Annotated in this window: 13 protein-coding genes and 1 pseudogene; 2 read left to right on the top strand and 12 right to left on the bottom strand. The window is 64.7% G+C overall.

All coding sequences use genetic code 11. The features are described from left to right. Positions 1–393: 393 nt before the first annotated feature. The gene (locus ABNW52_RS02165; RefSeq protein WP_349583360.1) at positions 394–1,068 is read right to left on the bottom strand and encodes a thermonuclease family protein; all 675 of its coding nucleotides are present in this window, start codon (positions 1,066–1,068) and stop codon (positions 394–396) included. Further along, positions 1,065–1,889, bottom strand: a complete 825-nt coding sequence (locus ABNW52_RS02160) for an AraC family transcriptional regulator (RefSeq protein ID WP_349583358.1) — start codon at positions 1,887–1,889, stop codon at positions 1,065–1,067. Before ABNW52_RS02160 ends, ABNW52_RS02165 begins: the two co-directional genes overlap by 4 nt. Positions 1,890–1,997: 108 nt before the next feature. Between ABNW52_RS02160 and ABNW52_RS02155 the strand changes: the two genes are divergently transcribed. Then, positions 1,998–2,882 (top strand): DMT family transporter, encoded by an 885-nt coding sequence (locus tag ABNW52_RS02155; RefSeq protein WP_349583355.1) that lies wholly within the window; start codon positions 1,998–2,000, stop codon positions 2,880–2,882. Between the two features lie 387 nt (positions 2,883–3,269). On the opposite strand, the gene ABNW52_RS02150 is transcribed toward ABNW52_RS02155, so the two are convergent. From ABNW52_RS02150 to ABNW52_RS02130, 6 genes and pseudogenes are all read right to left on the bottom strand, one after another. Continuing rightward, on the bottom strand, positions 3,270–4,205 hold the full coding sequence (locus ABNW52_RS02150; protein ID WP_349583352.1) for an alpha/beta hydrolase: 936 nt from the start codon (positions 4,203–4,205) through the stop codon (positions 3,270–3,272). Beyond that, positions 4,198–5,439, bottom strand: a complete 1,242-nt coding sequence (locus tag ABNW52_RS02145; RefSeq protein ID WP_349583349.1) for an MFS transporter — start codon at positions 5,437–5,439, stop codon at positions 4,198–4,200. Before ABNW52_RS02145 ends, ABNW52_RS02150 begins: the two co-directional genes overlap by 8 nt. Positions 5,440–5,759: 320 nt before the next feature. Next, complete coding sequence (locus ABNW52_RS02140) at positions 5,760–6,548, bottom strand: MetQ/NlpA family ABC transporter substrate-binding protein (protein ID WP_349583347.1); 789 nt, start codon at positions 6,546–6,548, stop codon at positions 5,760–5,762. Positions 6,549–6,643: 95 nt separating this feature from the next. Beyond that, positions 6,644–7,321 (bottom strand): methionine ABC transporter permease, encoded by a 678-nt coding sequence (locus ABNW52_RS02135; protein ID WP_349583344.1) that lies wholly within the window; start codon positions 7,319–7,321, stop codon positions 6,644–6,646. Continuing rightward, entirely contained in the window at positions 7,321–7,578 is a 258-nt protein-coding gene (locus ABNW52_RS18590; protein ID WP_465270720.1) for an NIL domain-containing protein, read from the bottom strand. Before ABNW52_RS18590 ends, ABNW52_RS02135 begins: the two co-directional genes overlap by 1 nt. Before the next feature lie 21 nt (positions 7,579–7,599). Further along, positions 7,600–8,331, bottom strand: a pseudogene (locus ABNW52_RS02130) (methionine ABC transporter ATP-binding protein); the annotation flags it as partial. Positions 8,332–8,568: 237 nt separating this feature from the next. Here ABNW52_RS02130 and ABNW52_RS02125 point away from each other — a divergent pair. Beyond that, on the top strand, positions 8,569–9,621 hold the full coding sequence (locus ABNW52_RS02125) for an NADP(H)-dependent aldo-keto reductase (RefSeq protein WP_349583339.1): 1,053 nt from the start codon (positions 8,569–8,571) through the stop codon (positions 9,619–9,621). Positions 9,622–9,668: 47 nt separating this feature from the next. On the opposite strand, the gene ABNW52_RS02120 is transcribed toward ABNW52_RS02125, so the two are convergent. From ABNW52_RS02120 to ABNW52_RS02105, 4 genes are all read right to left on the bottom strand, one after another. Then, complete coding sequence (locus ABNW52_RS02120; protein ID WP_349583336.1) at positions 9,669–10,769, bottom strand: HD-GYP domain-containing protein; 1,101 nt, start codon at positions 10,767–10,769, stop codon at positions 9,669–9,671. Further along, entirely contained in the window at positions 10,766–13,771 is a 3,006-nt protein-coding gene (locus tag ABNW52_RS02115; protein WP_349583333.1) for a response regulator, read from the bottom strand. The genes ABNW52_RS02120 and ABNW52_RS02115 overlap by 4 nt, the downstream gene beginning before the upstream one ends. A 453-nt stretch (positions 13,772–14,224) precedes the next feature. Next, positions 14,225–14,860 (bottom strand): peroxiredoxin, encoded by a 636-nt coding sequence (locus ABNW52_RS02110; RefSeq protein WP_349583331.1) that lies wholly within the window; start codon positions 14,858–14,860, stop codon positions 14,225–14,227. Positions 14,861–14,985: 125 nt separating this feature from the next. Next, complete coding sequence (locus ABNW52_RS02105) at positions 14,986–15,822, bottom strand: EAL domain-containing protein (RefSeq protein WP_349583329.1); 837 nt, start codon at positions 15,820–15,822, stop codon at positions 14,986–14,988. Between the last annotated feature and the right edge of the window lie 32 nt (positions 15,823–15,854).

Below are 15,854 nucleotides of genomic sequence, written 5' to 3'. Positions count from 1 at the left end.
GTTCTGCGACAAAATTTTCACAAAAAGCGCAAATTTTGGAGAATTTTTTCACGAAATTTGCAAATCTTGGGGCTCATGAAATTTGCACATATGTGAAAAAATCCTTTGAAATCAAGGGTCAAGTTTTTCACGAACTCTGCAAACCTACAGCACCGGCCAGCGTCGCCGCGGCAAAGCAGCGCCAGGCGCCGGCCGAGCAGCTCCACACAAAAAGCCCACCCACAGGTGGGCTTTTTTATTGCTGTCATGCTTGCACGCCCCTTCCTCTGCATTGCATGGCACACACCACCATTGCCGCCTGCCGACGCCGCCGCAGCGGACAAACAAGAGCCGGCCTGCCAATGCTGCGCGCCACAGCTCAACAGGCAACGATTCAGCGCATGCCAAGCCGCGCTAACGGCATAGTGCCTCGCACGGCACACCATCCCGGTTGGCATCCAGCCGCGATACACCGCAGACCTGCAGGTGGTAGCGCGCCTCGTCACAACTTTGCATCTGGCTGCAACGCTGCTTGCTGCCGCAGACCCAGTTATCGGTCGCAGCCTTGCCGCTTGGTAGCGGGCTGACCGGGGCATCCGGCAGCGGCGGCGGCATGCGGCCAGCCCTTTCGCCGCGGCGCCACGCCCACGGTGGAATCGGTTTCGCCTCCCCCCACAGCCCGGCCCGGGCGCTGCGTGCTTCGCGCTCGGCATCATAATAGGCGGCCTCTTTGGCATACTGGCGATACACCCAGGCCCAGCCATCCCGCACCTGTTGCTGATTGACGTCCTGCCCCTCCAGCAGCACCTTGGCCACCAGCCGGCCGTATTTGTCCTGCTCCTGCCGCTCCAGGGTAACGTTGCGGCCAAAAACCCGGGCGGCCAGTGCGTACTTGGCACGTTGGCCGTAAGCCTGGTCTTTCTCCGGCGCATCGATCTGCCCCAATCGCACGGTGATTTCGCGCCAGTTGGCCAGGCACTTAAGGGTATCGCCATCGGATACCGCCACCACGCGGCAGCTGATGGTGCCCGGTGCGGCCGAAGCCGGCATAGCCAGCAGGCACAGTGCCGCCGCGATCCAGTATTTCATTGCATACATCCTGTTAGTCGAGGGGGAACATCCGCCAGCAACTGGCGGCGGTAACGGTCCGGGGTGATGCCGGTCTGCTTGACGAACATGGCGATAAAGGCGGATGGCGTGGCATAGCCCAGCTCGGCCGCGATGTCGCTGACCGTCCTGCCCTGCTTCAGCCAGGCCAGCGCTTGCAGCAGCCGCAGACGGCTGCGCCATTGCACAAAGCTCATGCCCAGCAGTTGCTGGAAGCGCCGCGCCAGCGTGCGCTCGGTGCTGTGCACTCGCTGCGCCCACGCCGCCAGCGTGGTGTCGTCCCCCGCGTGCGCCCGCATCGCCAGCAGGATAGGCCGCAGCAGACGATCGTCGCTGTCCGGCAGGTAATCGTCCACACAGCCGGCCTGCTGCAGGCGTTGCAGCAGCAGCTGTGCCTGGCTGACATCCCATTCGTCCTGCAGCCCGGTGACGCCACGCTGACAGAAGTCATCCAGCAAGGCGCGAATCAGCGGCGTCTGTACAATCAGGCAGGGCTGGGCTGGCAGACTGGCCGCCTGGGCATCCGCCACATACACCGACACATAATCCAGCGCCTGCCGGATGTGCGCCGCATGCGGCACTCCCGCTGGAATCCACACCAGGTATTCCGCCGGTGCGGCCAACGTGCGCCGCGGCAGCTGCAGCTCCAGCTCCAGCAGCCCCAGGCTGATGCGGTTGAGCTGGCCCCACGGGTGGCGGTGCCAGTCGAACTCGGTATCGGCCTGATATTTTTCGTGACGAAAATACAGCGGCGCCGGCACCGGCAGGGACAAGTCCACAGCGCTGAACGGCAATTCGGTCATGGCAGGCTTTCTCTTGTCGGAAGTACAGCATCGCTTTGTCTGGTTTGCATTATATGCCACTAAACAGACAGCCTTACACTGTCGACAGTGCAATTGCTGGAGGCCATGATGGCTACCCTGTTTCCCCTGCTGGCGGTGTTGATCTGGTCGGCCAATACCGTAGCCTCCAAGGCCGCCGCTACCGTGTTCGACCCGGCCGCCATCTCGCTGTATCGCTGGCTGCTGGCCTTTCTCGTCATGACGCCATTGTTCGCCCGCCCGCTCTGGCGCGAGCGCGCACAGCTGCGCCGCCACCTACCGCAACTGGCGGTGCTGTCGTTACTGGGCATGGTGGCATCGCAGAGCTTGGCCTACTACGCCGCCCATCTCACCACTGCCACCAATATGGGCGTGATCACCGCGTTGATTCCACTATCCGGCCTGCTGCTGGGTGCGGTGTTCTTTCGACAGAGCATCAGCGCCCAGGCCGCTGCCGGTGTGGCGCTGTCACTGGGCGGCGTGTGCTATCTGATGGGGGCCGGCAACCCGCTGTTCCTGCTGCAGCAAGGCGTGAACATCGGCGATGCCATGGTGCTGCTGGGTGGCTTTGCCTATGCGCTATACAGCATTCTCTACAAACGCTGGTCGCCGCCGCTGGGGCAGTGGCTGAACCTGTACGCGCAAGTGCTGCTGGCGGTGCTGATGCTGCTGCCACTGGCCGCCACCGCCGACAGCCTGGCGATTCCGCTGGCCGGCGTGCCGGTGCTGCTGGTGGCCGGCATCGGCTCCTCCATTCTGGCGGCCTACCTGTGGATGCTCAGCATCCAGCGCATCGGCAGCGAGCGCACCGCCATCTTCATGAACCTGCTGCCGCTGTTCACCGCGCTGCTGGCCAGTGCGATGCTGGGGGAAACCATCCATGCCTATCACTGGGTCGGCGGTGGCCTGATCCTGGCCGGGGTAAGCCTGAGCCAGCGCAAACCGCTACCGGCACGTGCACCGCAAGCGGCCTGAGGCCGCAATAGCAAACGGCCTGGCCCCTGTGTAGCAGGAGCCAGGCCGTTTTCGCTGCAATCCATGATGTCCGGCGGCCAGTGCGCGCCGGTGGCTAGCCATGTGCGAGGCCACGATGCCACTCAATCGCTGACATCCACCTCGCCCGCATCGGTGATCAAGACGACCGCGCCGGCCAGCAACGTCAGCAGAAAAAACAGGATGGCGAAAGTCATCGCGCGCTCCCCTTGTTCTTGTTGGTACTGCTTTATCGAACCGGGAAATTGGAACTTGAGCTCCGCCTGTTATTGCCACCGCCCCGCGGCCGCCATGAGCGCCGCCAGACGCAAGCCCGCGGGCCGGCAAACGCGCTAGCGGCGATCAGCGTGTGACAGCGCTGGCGGCCAACTAGCGATGGAGAAATGCCGCCATGCGCTGGTAGTTGGCCGCGCACACCTCCGGCACCAGCGCCTCCAGCAGCAAGAAGGCGTGAATCTGCGCCTCCTCGCAGTGATACGTCACGGCCACGCCGACGGCAGCCAGCTTGTGCGCATAGGCCGCACCTTCGTCCAGCAGCGGGTCGAAGCCAGCGGTGATCAGCAGCGTGGGCGGATGCCTGGCCGTCAGCGCGCCATGGAGTGGCGAAGCCGCCAGCCGGTCGCCGCCCAGGCGGAAATAGTGGTCGAAATACCAGCCGATGCGCTCGGTCTCCAGTAGATAACCCTTGCCGTTGCGTGCCAGCGACGGCTGGCTGAGGCTGTAATCGACACTGGGATAGATCAGCAGCAGACGGTCGCAAGCCAGGCTGGCATCGTACTGCCCCTGCTGCGCCAGCGTGGCGGCCAGCGCCGCGCCGCCGGAATCGCCGGCCAGCGTGCGCTCGCGGCGATAGCGCACCCCGGCGGCATCCAGTGTCGGCCATAGCTGGCGCAACACCAGCGCCACATCGTCCAGCGCCGCCGGGTACGGGTTTTCCGGCGCCAGCCGGTATTCCACCGCCACCACGATGTGGCCGCTGCTTGCGGCCAAGCGGCGACAGATCGGATCGTAGCTGCTGACGCTGCCGGCCATGTGGCCACCGCCGTGGCAGAACACCAGCACTGGCCGCGCCTCGTCCGGTGCTGGGTGGTAAATGCGCACCGCCACCGGGCAATCGCCGCCGGTGACCAGCGCCTCGTTCACCCACGGTAGCGCCGGGCCGGGCGGCACCATGGCGGCGATCAGCCCGGCCAGCGCCTCGCGCACGCCGATGGGTGTTGAAACCCAGCCTTGCGCCTGCCGCTCGGCCTGTGCCGCGTTCACCTTGCCCAGCCAGCCTTGCAGTGCCGGATGCAGTTCAGCCATGTGGTTCCTCCACCAGTTTGTCGCGCTGCGCCAATGACGGGAACCAGCGCATCCACAAGCCCACCACCAGCAAGGTGCCGACGCCGCCGGCCACCACCGCCGGCACCGTGCCCAGCCAGGCGGCGGTAACACCGGATTCGAACTCGCCCAGCTGGTTGGACGCACCGATAAACAGCGAATTGACCGCATTCACCCGGCCACGCATCTCGTCCGGCGTTTCCAGCTGCACAAAGGTGCCACGAATCACCACGCTGATGATGTCCGAGGCGCCCAATACCACCAGCGCCAGCAGCGACAGTCCGAAATGACTGGACAGCCCGAAGCCGATGGTGGCCAGGCCGAACACCGCCACTGCGGCAAACATGATGCGGCCAACCTTGCGCTCCACCGGGTTGCGCAGCAGCCAGGCCGACATCGCCAGCGCCCCCACTGCCGGCGCGGCGCGCAGCAGGCCCAGTCCCCACGGGCCAGTGTGCAGGATGTCGGCGGCGAACACCGGCAGCAAGGCGGTGGCACCGCCCAGCAGCACGGCAAACAGATCCAGCGAGATGGCGCCAAAGATATCCGGCCGGCTGCGGATGAAGTGCACCCCGGCCAGTAGCGACGACAGCGTCACCCGACGGCTGTCCGGCACATGGCGCGGCACCGGCAAGCCCAACACCAGCAGCACGCCGATGCCGAACAGCAGCGCATCCAGCCCGTAGGTGAACGGCGCGCCGAAGGCGAACAGCAGCCCGCCCAGTGCCGGCGCCACGATGGTAGCCACCTCGTTGGCCGACGCCGCGGCCGCCACCGCCGACGGCAACAGCGCCGCTGGCACGATATTGGGCAGCAGCGACTGCATGGTGGGCATGTCGAAGGCGCGGCAGATGCCGATCAGCACCGACACCACAAAGATCAGCTCGCGGCTGACCGCCAGGCCGACACCGGCGCTGCCCAGCAGCAGCAACAGCGCCGCCAGCGCCTGCACCGCCATGCTGATGGCGACAATAATGTGGCGCGGGTAGCGGTCGGCCACCGTGCCGGTGACCAGCACCAGCAGGATGCGCGGCAGGAATTGCAGCAGGCCGACCAGGCCCAGATCCAGCGTGCTGCCGGTCAGGCTGTACACCTGCCAGCCAATGGCCACGCCCATGATCTGGAAGCCGCCAGTCAGCAGCAGGCGCGCCAGCCAGAAACGCCAGAACGGCCGGCAGTGGCGCAGGGAAGAAGGAGAATCGCTATGCAGGCTCATGACAACCGATATACAGGCAGGGGGGCAGCCAGCCTACTCCCCCTTGCTGCAGTGCGCCATAGTTGGCCGCAGCACAGTCTGTTCTAGCCGTAGCAAGCCGCCAGCAGTGGCCAGGGACGGGAGAGCACGCTGGTAACGAGAACGGTGCGGCCAACTAGCGGCGGCTTTGACCTGAGTCCGCTGCCTCAGCTACCGGCCTGCGGCAGCGGCAACAGGCAAAAACCCCCGCCGACATGGCGGGGGCGTGACACGTGCCAGCAGGCGCAACCGGCATCGCCGCCAGCGCGGTAGCGATCATCCAGCACCGGCGGGCAACGCGATCAGAACGCCGGTACCACCGCGCCCTGATATTTGCTCTCGATGAATTGCTTGGCGGCCGGGCTATTCAGTGCCGCCGCCAGCTTCTTGATGGCCGCGCTGTCCTTGTTGTCCGGACGGGCCACCAGCAGGTTGGCGTACGGCGAGGTGGTTTCGGTAAACAGGCCGTCTTTCTTCGGGTTCAGCTTGGCCTCCAGCGCGTAGTTGGCGTTGATCAGCGCCAGATCCACCTGGTTCAGCACCCGCGGCAGGGTGGCGGCTTCCAGTTCCTTGATCTTCAGGTGCTTGGGGTTGGCCGCAATGTCTTTTACCGTCGGGTAGATATTGCTGCGGTCCTTCAGCTTGATCACCCCGCCCTGGTCCAGCAGCAGCAGCGCACGGCCGGCGTTGGTGGGGTCATTGGGAATCGCCACCGTGGCACCGTCTTTCAGCTCGGCCACTTTCTTGACCTTGACCGAGTAGGCGGCAAACGGCTCGATGTGCACTGGCTTGCTGGCCACCACCAGATGGGTGCCGCGATCCTTGTTGAACTTGTTCAGGTAGGGAATGTGCTGGAAGAAGTTGGCATCCAGCTGCTTTTCTTCCACCTGGGTATTGGGCAGCACATAGTCGTTGAACACTTTCACTTCCAGATCCACGCCTTGCTTGGCAAGAGTCGGCTTCAGCGCCTCCAGCAGCTCGGCGTGCGGCACCGGCGAGGCGGCGATGGTGAGTTTGACGTTCTCGGCCTGGACGGCAAAGGTGAAGCCGGCCAGGGCGAAGGCAATGGCGATTTTACTCAGACGGGTCATGGTGTTTCCTTTTTGAGAGAAAGTCTTGCCCCTGCCCGGGCCGGATCGGCCAGGGCATACGGGCGTACAGATGAAAGGGATAAAACGGGAGAGGTTCAGTCCAGACGACAGCGCCGCACCAGGCGGTCACCGGCAGATTGCAGCAGCTGCACCAGCACCAGCAGCAAGGCGACGGTGACGATCATCACTTCGGTCTGGAAGCGCTGGTAGCCGTAGCGCACCGCCAGATCGCCCAGCCCGCCGCCGCCGATGACGCCGGACATGGCGGTGTAGCCCACCAGCGCCACCCCGGTCACGGTCACGGCGCCGACCAGCCCGGGCAGCGCCTCCGGCAGCAGCACCTTGACGATGATCTGCGGCAGACGCGCGCCCATGGCCTGGCTGGCTTCGATCACGCCGCGGTCCACCTCGCGCAGCACGTTTTCCACCAGCCGGCCAAAGAACGGCACCGCGCCCACCACCAGCGGCACAATGGCGCCGGCCACGCCGATGGAGGTACCCACCAGCAGCAGGGTGAGCGGAATCAGCACGATCAGCAGGATCACGAACGGCAGCGAGCGCAGCACGTTGACCAGCAGCGACAGCACCGCGTACAGCCGTGGCCGCGCCCGCAGCTGGCCCGGCGCGCTGAGGTACAGCAGTACGCCCAGCGGCAGGCCCAGCAGCACGGTAAACAGCAGCGACACCCCCAGCATGGTGAGCGTATCCAGCGTGGCGTCGAATATTTCCGCCCAGTCCACCTGCCACAGCAGGTTCCAGTCAAAATCGCCCATCACAGCACCTCGCAACGCACGCCCTCGCGGGCAAAAATGGCCGGCAGCGCCTGCACCTCGACATCACTGGCCACCACGGCGGCCAGCAGCAGACCAAACGGGGTGTGCTTGATTTCCGCCAGCGTACCGGACAGCAGGTTGATGCGCAGCCCGGCCTCGCGGCCAACCTTGTCCAGCACCGGCTGCAGCGCCGGCTCGCCGACAAAGGTCAGCTTCAGCAGCGGCGTGCCGATGCGCTCGCGCCACTGGCCCTGCAACGCCGCCTGCCCCAGCCCGGTTTCCGCCAGCAGGCTCTGGGTGGCCGCGTGCTGCGGCTGCAGAAAGACGTCGAGCACCTTGCCCGCCTCCACCACGCGGCCGTGATCCAGCACCGCCACGCTGTCGCACAGCTGACGGATCACCCGCATGTCGTGGGTAATCAGCACGATGGTCAGCCCCAGCTGGCGATTGATGTCGGCCAACAGCGCCAGAATGGCATCGGTGGTTTCCGGGTCCAGCGCCGAGGTGGCCTCGTCGCACAGCAGCACATCCGGGTGATTGGCCAGCGCGCGGGCAATGCCCACCCGCTGCTTCTGCCCGCCGGACAGCTGCGCCGGGCGCTTGTACTGGTGATCCTGCAGCCCCACCAGCGCCAGCAGTTCATCCACCCGCGCATCCATCTGCGCGGCACTCAGGCCGCCGGCCAGTTCCAGCGGAAAACGCACGTTGGCCGCAACCGTGCGCGAACGCAGCAGGTTGAAGTGCTGGAACACCATGCCGATGCGCTGGCGGCGCTGCTGCAGCTGGCGTTCGCTGTAGGCCGTCAGCGCGTCGGCGCCGATGCGCACCTCGCCGCTGTCCGGACGTTCCAGCAGGTTGAGGCAGCGGATCAGCGTGCTTTTGCCGGCCCCGGAGCGGCCGATGATGCCGTAGATTTCGCCCTGCCCGATGCGCAGGTTGACCGCGCTCAGCGCGGCCACGCGGCTGCCGGCGTGCAGGTAGTGTTTGGTCAGGTCGGTCACTTCTATCATGATGGCTTTCTGCAAACTGCTTGGTCGGCCCCGGCCCGGTTGCGGGGGAGCGAACGCCAGTCTAGGGGCAGTCTCAAAAAACCAAAAACGATATAAATTGATTTTTTTATTACTTTTCGTGATGTACCAATCGCGGCTTATCATGTTGCCTTCCGGCCATGCCGGCACCATATAGACAGCGCACACTTGCAGCGGCCCGCGCCGCTTCCACCCACTTGTTAGCCAAGGATGCAATCAATGGAATTCCGACCACTCGGCCGCAGCGGCATCGATGTCAGCCTGATCTCGCTGGGCACCATGACCTGGGGCGAACAGAACAGCGAAGCCGATGCCCACAGCCAGTTGGACCTGGCACTGGAACGCGGCATCAACCTGATCGACACCGCCGAGATGTACCCGGTACCGCCCAAGGCCGAGACCCAGGGCCGTACCGAAAGCTATATCGGCAGCTGGCTGGCCAAGGGTGGCCGGCGCGAGCGCATCGTGCTGGCCACCAAGGCGGCGGGGCCGAGCAACGATCCCAAACGCCCCGGCCATATCCGCGACGGCAAGGTGCACTTCGACCGCGCCAATCTGACCCAGGCGCTGCACGACAGCCTGCGCCGGCTGCAGACCGATCATGTCGACCTGTACCAGCTGCACTGGCCGGATCGCAGCACCAATTATTTTGGCCAGCTGGGCTACCCGTGGCAGGACGATACGCCGGGCAGCGTCGCCATCGAGGAAACCCTGCGCGTACTGCAGGACTTCGTCGCCGCCGGCAAGGTGCGCGCCATTGGTGTCTCCAACGAAACGCCGTGGGGTCTGGCGCAGTTCCTGGCGCTGGCCGAACGCTACAACCTGCCGCGCGTGGCCAGCATCCAGAACCCGTACAGCCTGCTGAACCGTAGTTACGAAGTGGGACTGGCCGAATTCAGCCACCGCGAACAGGTGGGGCTGCTGGCCTATTCGCCGCTGGCGTTTGGCGTGCTGTCCGGCAAATACCTGGACGGTGCCCAGCCACAGGGCGCGCGGCTGACGCTATTTGATCGCTTCACCCGCTACACCAACCCGCAGGCGGAAGCCGCCACCGCGCGCTATGTGGCGCTGGCACGCCAGCACGGGCTGTCGCCGGCACAGATGGCGCTGGCCTATGTCAACAGCCGGCCATTCGTGACCTGCAACATCATCGGCGCCACCACGCTGGCGCAGCTGGAAGAAAACATTGCCAGTGCCGAGTTGACGCTGGATGCCGACACTCTGGCCGGCATCGACGCCATTCACCAGGCGATTCCCAACCCGGCACCGTAAAGGCTGTGCAGCGTCCGTCGCGGCTGGCGGACGCTGCCGGTTGGCGGTTATTCGTCGGCGTAGCGCCGGGCAATGGCGCGGAATTCCTCGGCAATCGCCTCGAAGGCATCCACCATGTCCGGGTCGAAATGTTGGCCGCGCCCGTTGTGTATCATTTCTACCGCCTGCTCATGCGGAAACGGCGGCTTGTACACCCGGCGCGAGATCAGCGCGTCGTAGACATCGGCCACCGCCATCAGCCGTGCCGACACCGGGATGGCATCGCCGGACAGCCCTTCCGGGTAGCCGCTACCATCCCACTTTTCCTGGTGGTAGTTAGCGATTTCGCGTGCTAGTCGCAGAAAGCTGCTGGGCGCATCCAGCAGCCTTTCTGCCGTGCTGATGGCATCGCGCCCTAGCGTGGTGTGTGTCTTCATGATCTCGAACTCTTCCGGCGTCAGCTTGCCCGGTTTGAGCAGGATGGCATCCGGAATCCCCACCTTGCCGATGTCGTGCAGCGGCGCCGACTTGTACAGCATATCGATGGTGTCGTCGTCCAGCACGCTGCAAAACCGCGGGTGGGACTGCAGCTGCCGCGCCAGCGCCCGCACATAGTTCTGTGTGCGGCGGATATGGTTGCCGGTCTCGTGGTCGCGGGTTTCGGCTAGCGACGCCAGTGCCATGATGGTGACATCCTGGATCACCTGTACTTCCCGGGTGCGTATTTCCACCTCGCGCCGCAGGAACGCCGCCTGATCTTCCAGAAAATCTGCCGCTGCCTTCAGCTGCATATGGGTATTCACCCGGGTAAGCACGATGGGCGGGGAGATCGGCTTGACGATGTAGTCGACCGCGCCGGCATCGAAGCCGGCCTGTTCATCCTCGTGCTCCCCCATGGCGGTCAGGAAGATCACCGGTATTCTGGCGGTGCGCGCCTCGCTCTTCAGCTGCCGGCACACGGCAAAGCCGCCGATGCCCGGCATCATCACATCCAGCAGTACCAGATCGGGTAGCACCTCGCCGGCCAGCAGATGCAGCGCGCGCTCGCCGCTATTGGCCACCAGCACGCGATAGCGGTCTTTCAGCAGCCCGTACAGCAGGGTCAGGTTTTCCGGCGTGTCGTCGACGATCAACACGGTCTGTCGTTGCGGTATACGGGAATCGATCATGGCACATCCTCCTGCCAGCGGATGCCCGCCTCCGCCGCCGCCTGCTCCAGCCAGTCGCGCGCGGCGGGAAAGTCAAACTGCCGCATCGCCTTGTCGAAACCGGCATAGCTGGCGGCAGGCAACACCGTGCGCAGACTGTCGGCATGCTCCAGAAAAAACCCTAGCGCATCGCCGTCGCTGGCGGCCAGCAAGCCGGCCAGTTCGCGCAGCAGCAGCGCGGCATCGGCCGGCAGCTGCTCGCTGGCGCTTTCTTCCTGCGCCAGCGCGTCTTTCAGCAACGACACCACCCGCTGCATTTGCTGGTCGAAGTCCGCCAGCAGCTGCTGGTAGGGCTCGCGCTCGACAATGGCCCGCTGCAGGCTGGCCGCCACCGCCTGCAGGCGCAGAAAGCCCAACGTTCCGGCCAGGCCCTTGAGACTGTGCACCACCCGCACCGCCGTCTCGTAGTCGGCGGCAGCCAGCGCGATGGCGACACGCCTGGCCGCATCGCTCTCCTCGGCCACGAACTGGCGCAGCAGGTGCAGGTACAGGCTGCGGTTGCCAGCCACGCTGGCGAGACCGGCACTCTGGCTGAGCAGCGCCGCCGGCGCTGCTGCCGCGGTTAGCGCTGCCGGCACGGCTGCCGCCACCGTGCCCGGTCTCGGTTGTACCCAGCGCAGTAGTGTGTCAAACATCAGGTGCGGGTCCACCGGCTTGAGGATACGGTCGACCATACCGGCGGCCATGCAGCTCTCATATTCGGAGGCCTGTACATCTGCGGTCAGCGCAATGATGGGCAGCTCCAGCAGGCGCGGGTCGCCACGGATCAGCCGGGTGGCCTCAATGCCATCCAGCACCGGCATTTGTACGTCCATCAGCACCAGCTGGTAGTGATCGGCGGCCTGCTCCGCCAGGCGGATCACCGCATCGCGGCCATTGTCCACCACCTCTACCGTGGCGCCAGCCGCCTGCAACAGTTCCACCGTCAGTTGCTGGTTGATCTTGTTGTCCTCGGCTAGCAGGACGCGCACCCCGTCCAGGCCAGGCAAGGCCAGCAGCTGGCGCGCGGTGTCGTTCTCGCGCCGGCCGCCGAACAGCCCCAGCATCACGTCCAGCAGCGACGACTGGCTAACCGGCTTGACCAGGAAGGCCTCCACGCCGACGGCCTCCGCCTCGGCGCGCACGTCGTCACGACCAAAGGCAGTGACCATGATGATCTTGGCGCCGTTGAGCGCCCGGATACGGCGCGCGGTGTCGACGCCATTCATTACCGGCATCATCCAATCCACAAACACGATGTCGAACGGGTGATCCATGCTGGCTTGGCGATAGATGTCCAGCGCCTCGCGCCCGGAGGCGCAGGTGCTGACGGCAAAGCCCAGCCCGCGCAGCTGCTCGGACAGGATGTCGCGCGCCGAGGCGTTGTCGTCGATGACCAGTACACGCAGGCCGCGTGCCACCTCGGGCAGCGACTTGCCGCGTGCATCGACCATGCTGGACTCTCCCAGCCAGACGCTGAACAGGAAGCTGCTGCCGCTGCCGGGCGCCGATTCCACCTGGATCGTCCCGCCCATCAGTTCCACCAGCCGCCGGGCAATCGCCAGCCCCAGGCCGGTGCCGCCGTACTTGCGCGTGGTGGAGCCATCGGCCTGGCTGAACGCCTGAAACAACTGTGCCTGCTGCGCGTCATCCATGCCGATGCCGGTATCGGTCACGCTGATGCGCAGCTTTATCTTGTCACCTACCCGCTCCAGCAACTGGATGCTCACCGCCACCTGCCCCTGCTCGGTGAACTTGATGGCGTTGCCCACCAGGTTGATCAGCACCTGCCCCAGCCGCAGCGGGTCGCCCACCAGGTTCTGCGGCACGTCGTTGCCGCATTCGAACAGCAGCTCCAGCCCCTTGTCCGCCGCCTTCTGCCCCACCAGCGACGACACATTCTCCAAGACCTCGTCCAGGCGGAAACTCACCTTCTCCAGCTCGATGCGGTCGGCCTCTACCTTGGAGAAGTCCAGAATGTCGTTGATGATGCCCAGCAGCGAGGTGCCGGCATTGTGGATCTTGCCGACATAATCGCGCTGGCGCTGGCTCAGCTCGGTTTTCAGCGCCAGGTAGGACATGCCGATGATGGCGTTCATCGGCGTCCGGATTTCGTGGCTCATATTGGCCAGAAACATCGACTTGGCACGGGTGGCATCCTCGGCCTCGCGCTTGGCCTCGCGCAGCTCCGCCGCGCTCTGCGCCAGCCGGGTGTACAGCAGCCCGTTCTCCAGCAGCAGCACGATCAGCACGAAGCTGGCCGCCAGCAAGCCGTAGATGCGGCCAACGTAGAAGCCCAGGTCGAAGCGGCCGCCATTCAATACCGCAGACAAGGCGATATCGCACAGCCAGGCGAACATCACCACCGTCAGCCACAGGTCCAGCATTGTGCGCAGCCGGCGGCGCATCAGCAGCACGAACGCCAGCAGGCTAAGCCCCCACACGCTGGACACCACCCCGCGCATGACCGGCGTGTAACGGTTGCCCTGCATGATGGGGGGCAGATAAGGATGCCACTGCGTGGTCACCAGTAGCAGCGCCAGCGTGGCCAATGCGGCCAACAGGCAGCACAGCAGGATGGCATAGGCGGGGCGCCAGTGGGCCGGCAGCTCCAGCTTGCCCCGCGCCAGCATGGTGTAGGCCATCACCAGCAGTGGAAAGCCGCCATGCCAGAACATGTACAGCCAGGCCGTGGTCTGTGGCCCGGCGCCCAGCAGCCCGCCAACGGCAAACAGGCCGGGAAAGCTCAGCGCATGCACCACTGCCATGCAGGCGGTGAACAGATAGCCGGTGGCCAGCGCCAGCAGCGCCAGTGAACGCAAGATATAAAACTGGCCAAACAGCAGGATGGCGGTCACCAGGTCGTTCACCACCAACGCCGACTGGTAGGCCGGGATAAACGCCCACACCTTGGCCTGCGGCTGCTTGGCAAACGGCACCAGCAGAGTGAACAGCAATGCGGAGATGAAAATCACCGTCAACATCAGACGCTGCTGTTTATGTGAGGGCGCAGACGTGGAGAGGAAGGCGAACCCCTCGTACTGCATGGAGGCTGATCGCGGCATGATTCGGGCAACTCGCTATGGTCGTGTCAACGCGGATAATCGGCCCTTTTCTATGTAGCACAACTGACCAGATAGTCATTCGACATTTTTTGATACCGTCGCGCTTTCCAGCAGCGCAGAAAAAATGCAGCCTGCTGCCTGCCCGCCCACAGAGCGCCCGCAGCCTGCATGTTGGCCGCACATGGCCGACGCACGCAGGCCTCAGCCGGCGGATAACGGGCGCGCCGCCGCTGCCGTCACCTGTTGCGCCATTGGTCCTGCCCGCATGCTTGCCGCTTGGCCAGCCTCGCCGTGGCGGCCCCCCAAAAAAAACCGGGCCAATGGCCCGGTAAATAACCCCCAATACAGAGAGCGGAGAAGAGACAGCAGAAATCAGCCCGGCTGCGGTGTCAGGCGCAGATACGGTTTTACCGCACGGTAGCCCTGCGGGAATTTCTGGCGGATCAGCGCCTCGTCCTGCAGCGACGGTACGATCACCACTTCATCGCCCGGCTGCCAGTTGCCCGGAGTGGCCACGCTGTGGTGGTCGGTAAGCTGCAGCGAATCGATCACCCGCAGCAGCTCGTTGAAATTGCGCCCGGTGCTGGCCGGATAGGTAATGATCAGGCGGATTTTCTTGGCCGGGTCGATCACGAACACCGAGCGCACGGTGTGGGTGCTACTAGCGTTGGGGTGGATCAGGTCATACAGCTCCGACACCTTGCGGTCGGCATCGGCAATGATCGGGAAATTCACCGTGGTGTGCTGGGTCTCGTTGATGTCCTTGATCCATTCCAGGTGCGAGGCCACCGGGTCGACCGACAGCGCGATCACCTTCACATTGCGGCGGGCAAAGTCGTCTTTGAGCTTGGCGGTCAGCCCCAGTTCGGTGGTGCATACCGGGGTGAAGTCGGCCGGGTGCGAAAACAGGATGCCCCAGCTGTCGCCCAGCCAGGTATGGAAGGCAATATCGCCGTCGCTGGAGTGCTGTTCGAAATCGGGGGCGGTGTCGCCAAGACGCAGTGTCATCGTGAGCTCCTTGCTGTTGCGCTGTCGTTGATGGGCCTACTGTATGCGGCCAACCTGGCAGCGGGAAGCAAGCAAATCCGCTTTGCTTATCTGCGCCCGGCTGCATTGCTTATCAGCGTGTACGCTCAGGCTGCCGGCAGCAGCGACGACACCAGCTGACCGGCGACATAGCGCGCCTGCATCGCCTGCGACAGCGCCAGCATCTTGCCGCAGCTCACCTCGTCCACCCCCAGTTGAAAGCCTTGCGCCACCAGCCCCGGCATCAGCGCCAGCAGCTGCTGGCGTACCAGTGGGTAAATCACCGCGCGGCGGCTGTAACGCGGTGCCAGCACCACCTCGTCCGGCTCCAGCGCCCACAGGCAGGCCAGATCGTGCGCGCCTTCGCCAAAACCGCCCAGGCCGACGCGGTGCTGCTGGCTGCGATAGCGTGTCACCAGCGCCTGGCCGGTGCTGGCGGTACTGGCATCGATAAACAGCAGGAAGCGCAGCAGCGATGGCGGCATGCCCAATGCGGCCAGCAAGGCGGCGGTGAAATCGACGATGCGCTCGCTGTGGGCATTGCAGATGCGCGGGTCCAGATCGATGCGCAGCCCCTGCTGCGGGCCGTGGCGGCCAAGATGGTTAAGCAGGTGCAGCACGCGGATCAGCTTCAGCAGCGCCAGGGTTTTGGGTTCGGCGTAGTTCATGGCAAACAGCCAGTCGGCCGGGATCGACTGCCCGAACTGGCCATAGATGCGCAGCCGCGCGGCGTAATGCGAAAACGCGCACTGCTCGCCCTCGCGGCGGGCGACGGCAAAGAAATCGCTGGTCAGCCACCAGCCGTCGAACTCGGCGAACACCTCGCGCTCGTTCCATTGCAATTGCACCGGACAAGGCATGCTGGCCAGCAATTGCTGACAGTGCTCGATATGTGCCGGCAAGAACCCGGCCGGATAATGTCTGGCTTGCTTGAATCGTTTCATAGGACAGCCCGTACCTGTAACAGGCTGCTACT

The organism is Vogesella oryzagri (genome assembly GCF_040148885.1).
In the GTDB taxonomy this organism is placed as follows: Bacteria; Pseudomonadota; Gammaproteobacteria; order Burkholderiales; family Chromobacteriaceae; genus Vogesella; species Vogesella oryzagri.
Note: the sequence above shows the minus strand (reverse complement) of the source record. Positions and strands in the feature narration are given on the sequence as shown.

What these genes read in the sequence shown, in the direction of transcription:
- ABNW52_RS02120 (WP_349583336.1), bottom strand. Translation starts at nt 10,769, where the DNA reads ATGATCGATTCCCGTATACCGCAACGACAGACCGTGTTGATCGTCGAC.
- ABNW52_RS02160 (WP_349583358.1), bottom strand. Translation starts at nt 1,889, where the DNA reads ATGACCGAATTGCCGTTCAGCGCTGTGGACTTGTCCCTGCCGGTGCCG.
- ABNW52_RS02150 (WP_349583352.1), bottom strand. Translation starts at nt 4,205, where the DNA reads ATGGCTGAACTGCATCCGGCACTGCAAGGCTGGCTGGGCAAGGTGAAC.
- ABNW52_RS02145 (WP_349583349.1), bottom strand. Translation starts at nt 5,439, where the DNA reads ATGAGCCTGCATAGCGATTCTCCTTCTTCCCTGCGCCACTGCCGGCCG.
- ABNW52_RS02110 (WP_349583331.1), bottom strand. Translation starts at nt 14,860, where the DNA reads ATGACACTGCGTCTTGGCGACACCGCCCCCGATTTCGAACAGCACTCC.
- ABNW52_RS02105 (WP_349583329.1), bottom strand. Translation starts at nt 15,822, where the DNA reads ATGAAACGATTCAAGCAAGCCAGACATTATCCGGCCGGGTTCTTGCCG.
- ABNW52_RS02135 (WP_349583344.1), bottom strand. Translation starts at nt 7,321, where the DNA reads ATGGGCGATTTTGACTGGAACCTGCTGTGGCAGGTGGACTGGGCGGAA.
- ABNW52_RS02115 (WP_349583333.1), bottom strand. Translation starts at nt 13,771, where the DNA reads ATGTTGACGGTGATTTTCATCTCCGCATTGCTGTTCACTCTGCTGGTG.
- ABNW52_RS02125 (WP_349583339.1), top strand. Translation starts at nt 8,569, where the DNA reads ATGGAATTCCGACCACTCGGCCGCAGCGGCATCGATGTCAGCCTGATC.
- ABNW52_RS02155 (WP_349583355.1), top strand. Translation starts at nt 1,998, where the DNA reads ATGGCTACCCTGTTTCCCCTGCTGGCGGTGTTGATCTGGTCGGCCAAT.
- ABNW52_RS02165 (WP_349583360.1), bottom strand. Translation starts at nt 1,068, where the DNA reads ATGAAATACTGGATCGCGGCGGCACTGTGCCTGCTGGCTATGCCGGCT.
- ABNW52_RS02140 (WP_349583347.1), bottom strand. Translation starts at nt 6,548, where the DNA reads ATGACCCGTCTGAGTAAAATCGCCATTGCCTTCGCCCTGGCCGGCTTC.